The organism is Kitasatospora sp. NPDC004240 (assembly GCF_053603215.1).
Map to the genome: position 1 here is coordinate 1 of NZ_JBSGFD010000378.1, position 3,961 is coordinate 3,961.

Annotated in this window: 3 protein-coding genes; 1 reads left to right on the forward strand and 2 read right to left on the reverse strand. The window is 74.9% G+C overall.

Annotated features, from left to right (window positions below; genetic code table 11):
* The first annotated feature begins 177 nt into the window (after nt 1-177).
* Nucleotides 178-1,740, forward strand: a complete 1,563-nt coding sequence (locus ACWEQL_RS41530; RefSeq protein ID WP_452156679.1) for a sigma-70 family RNA polymerase sigma factor — start codon at nt 178-180, stop codon at nt 1,738-1,740.
* Nucleotides 1,741-1,822: 82 nt separating this feature from the next.
* Here ACWEQL_RS41530 and ACWEQL_RS41535 read toward each other — a convergent pair whose 3' ends face one another.
* Together ACWEQL_RS41535 and ACWEQL_RS41540 are read right to left on the reverse strand one after the other, a co-directional pair.
* Complete coding sequence (locus ACWEQL_RS41535; RefSeq protein ID WP_452156681.1) at nt 1,823-2,686, reverse strand: DUF3592 domain-containing protein; 864 nt, start codon at nt 2,684-2,686, stop codon at nt 1,823-1,825.
* A gap of 3 nt (nt 2,687-2,689) precedes the next feature.
* Nucleotides 2,690-3,793 (reverse strand): hypothetical protein, encoded by a 1,104-nt coding sequence (locus ACWEQL_RS41540; RefSeq protein ID WP_452156683.1) that lies wholly within the window; start codon nt 3,791-3,793, stop codon nt 2,690-2,692.
* Nucleotides 3,794-3,961: the final 168 nt, after the last annotated feature.

Sequence of the window (3,961 nt, forward strand, 5' to 3'; positions counted from 1 at the left end):
CGGAGGCGGAGCCGGCGGCGGCGCTCGGCCGGGGGCCGCCCGCGCGCTCCTGCGCGCCGTTCGCCTGGAAGGCCAGCAGGCTGACCATCGCCAGGATGCGAGGATGCGGCACGGCCGGACAGCACCCGGGGCAACCCCGCCGGCCCCGGCGGCGATCCGCCGCAGAGGAGGAGCAGCATGGACGACCCCGACGGCACCGCACTCGCCGACCTGCCCGACACCGACCTGACGTCCCTGGCCAGGGACGGCTCGCCCGGCGCGGTCGCCGAACTGTACGACCGTCACCGCGCCGCCGTCCTGGCCTACGCCCGTACATGCACCCACGACCCTCACACCGCGGAGGACCTCACCGCCGAGGCGTTCACCCGCACGCTGAGCAGGGTGCACTCGGGCGCCGGCCCGTCCGGCCCGTGGCGCCCCTACCTGCTCGTCGCCGTCCGCAACCTGGCCGCCGACTGGGCGGCCGGCGGCCGGCGCACCCGACCCACCGACGACATCGAGGAACTGACGACCCCGTTGCCGGCGGCGGCCGGCGGCGAGCAGATCGTGCTACGCCGCGAGAGCGAGGCCTTGATGGCGCGCAGTTTCCGTTCCCTGCCGGAGCGTTGGCAGCGGGTGCTGTGGCACACGGTCGTCGAGGAGCGCACCGCCGACAGCGCGGGCGCGGCGCTGGGGCTGAGCGCCAGCGGAGTGTGGTCGCTGGCCGAACGCGCCCGGGAGGGCCTGCGCGAGGCGTACCTGACGGCCCATGTCCACCGGCCGGGCCGCTCCCCGGAGTGCGAGCACTACAGTGCGCTGCTGGCCAAGGCCGTACGCCGCTCCGGACGGGGGCCTGACCGGGCACTCGCAGGCCACCTGGCCGACTGCACCGCGTGCCGGACGGCCTTCGACGACATCAGGGACCTCAACAGCCGCCTACGCGCCGTGCTGCCGCTGCTGCTGCCGGCCGGGCCGGGGGCAGTCGGCGGAGCCGCCGGGGCAATGGGGGCCGGTGGAGGAACGGGAGCCGGAGGAACAGGAGCCGGAGGGGCAACGGGGGCCGGAGGGCCGGCGGCCGCGACTGCCCTGCCCGGGGCCCCGGCGGGCGTTCCCCCGTGGGTCGCGTTCACCGCCGCCACCCTGGTGGTCGCCGGCGCCCTCGGCACCGCCGTCCACCTGGCCGCCCCCGAGAGCGCCCCATGGCCCGTGCCCCCACCCGGCACCGCCGTCCGACCACCCGCGCCCGCGCCGTCCGCCGTCGACCGCTCCGCCGACGCGACGGGCTCCCCCGCACCGGCCACCCCGACCGCCACAGCCCCCTCCGCGTCGGTGCCGCCGGTCAACCGCACCAGGCTGCGTATCGACTCCACCGGGCTGTGCATGGACATCGCGCAGACCGCCGGGGCGCAGCCGCGCGAGGCGCCCTGCACGGGGAACGCGGCCCAGAGCTGGGACCTGGTCCCGGCCGCAGGGGCGGGGCGCCGGATCGCGGTGCGCAACGCGGCTTCGGGGCTGTGCCTGGCCCATAGCGGCGGCACGACCGACGGTGCCCCGGTCCGCCAGGCCGTCTGCGACGGGGGCGCCCGGCAGACCTGGACGCTGAACCGGGCCGGGGACGGCAGGGTCGGCATCCTGACCGGGGAGGGCATGCACCTGGGGCTCAAGGAGTGGGCCCGCGCCGACCGGCAGACCCATGACCCGCTGATCGCCACGACGCACTTCTACTACGGCTCCCCCTCACTGCGCTTCCGCCCCGACTGACCGCACTCCGTCCCCCGAACGCACCGCACCCGACCCGGACACCACGGCCCGCCCTCCTGGGGGGAAGAAAGCAGGCTCCCGGTCACAGCGCGACCACCCCCACCACGGCCGCCGCCGTCACGACCAGCACACCCACCACATTGACGGCCGTGTCCCGCTTCCAGGAACGGCGTTCGGCCTCGACGTCCAGGACGAAGTCGGCCGGGTCCAAGGGGGCGTAGTGGATCGTGAGGTCCGATCCCCGCGATCCGGCGGGGTCGGGGATTCCGGACTCGCAGTAGGCCGTGACCTCCCTGCCGTCCAGGGTGGTGAAGGTGACGACCGGCATCAGGTTGGTCACGGTGTGGCCGTCGTCGGAGTCGACGGTGACACTCCTGAGGACGGCGACGACCCGGCCGGGTACAGCGGCCATCGCGGCGAGTTGGTCGATACGGCGGTTCCGGTCGCGGATGTTCCCGGGCAGGTGGAACAGGCCCGAGAGGGCCCAGGGCCCGCAGAAGCCGACCAGAGCCCACGGCCATCCCCGGTCGACGACGGCGACGGCGACCAGGCCGGCGTAGACGAGGAAGAGCGAGAAGTTCGGCCAGCCGAGGCCGCGCCCGCCTTCGGAGAGCCGATTGGCGAACCGGACGGCGTGGGGTCTGCCGCGCGGGTAGGACACGCCGATCTCCCGGCCCGTCCACGCCACACTGATCCTCTCGCCCCGCTCACCGTCGTTGGTGACGGTGAACTCCTGCCCGGTGGACGGGTCCCGGAACGAGACGACCACGGATATCCCGTCCTCCGGGGAACTTCCGTGCCGTGGCTCCCCCACCCGCTCGATCCGCCCCTTCGCCCGGACCGTCCGCTGCGCCCGGTTCATCCCGGCCAACGACATCCCGTATCCGACCAGCGCCCATGTGCCGAACACCCCGCACCACAGCGCCGCATACACATGCCGGCCCATGGGTCAGCCTCCTGCCGGGACGCGCCGAACGACCTTGCCCTGCCCGTCCGCCTCCAGGTAGGCGGCGCCTTCGGAGCCGGTCACGGAGACCCTGAGGACGACCGTGCCGGTCAGGCGGTCGGCGGTGAGCTGCCAGGTGTTCGGGGTGCCGACGCCGAGCGTGGACGTGGCCTCCCGCACCAGGGCGGGGACACGGTCGTACGGCAGGGAGTCCAGGTCGAGTCGGGAGCCCGCCGGGGTGCCGGTCGGGGCGAGGACGACCGTCAGCAGGCGGTCCTGGACGGCGACGGTGAGCGCCCGCCGCCGGTCCTCGCCTGTGGCGAGCGTGGCGACGGAACCGCCCAACCTGCCTTCGTCGAGGAAGGACTGACCGGATCCGAGGGCCACCGTGCCGGTCGCCGACGAGACGGTCGTCGTGGACGCCGAGGAGGTGCCGGAGGTGGAGACCGGTGGCCGCGCGGTGCTGGTGCCGTCCTCGGCGAACAGATCCGCACGGAAGAGCAGGACGACCAGGGCCGCGCCGAGCAGCAGACCGAGGAATCCGACCGGGGTGGCGCCGGCGCCTTCTGCGGGGTCGTTCGCCCGGGCCGGTCCGGGCGCGGAATCGAGGCAGGCCGCGGCCGCCCGCTCCTCCCACTCCGGGGTCGGGCGTTTGACGATCCTCACCTTCAGCGGCCGGTCCGGCGGGTACTGGACGACCAGGATGCCGCGCGGCCGGTAGTCAGGCAGGTAGGCGACGTTGACGACCTGGGTGAACGCGACACGGTACGCGGGTGCGTCGTCCGGTGCGACGGTGAGGTCGAACCTCACCGGTATGTCGCTCGTCTCGCCTCCGACGGCCTTCACGCTCTCGATCATCGCGAGGGCCAGGCGCGGCGGGACCGCCGCGTCCCGGGCCCGCCCCGGCATGCCGGCGAGGTGGCGGATCAGGACATGGACCGCGAGCAGGCACCCTCCCCCGACGATCAGCGGCACACGCCCCATGACGATCCCGACAACGACGGCCGCCAGGGACACCCCCGTCACACCGCCCGTGAGGAACGCCCGGGCGAGCGTGGCAGGCCTGTTCCGCGTGGGCGGCGGCGCGGCGCCCGTGGTGATCGTCATACGGGCGATTGTGCTGGGCCCAGGCGACGTCCGGTAGGGGTCGGCCCTCGGCCTGATCTCCGCGGCGTCCACCAGGGGAACCACGAAGGCCGCGCGGCACCCGGCGGGGGGCGCGCGGCGCTCGGGGTGGCCGGGTCGGCGGGGGGGTGGTGGACGGCCGGCCGGTGG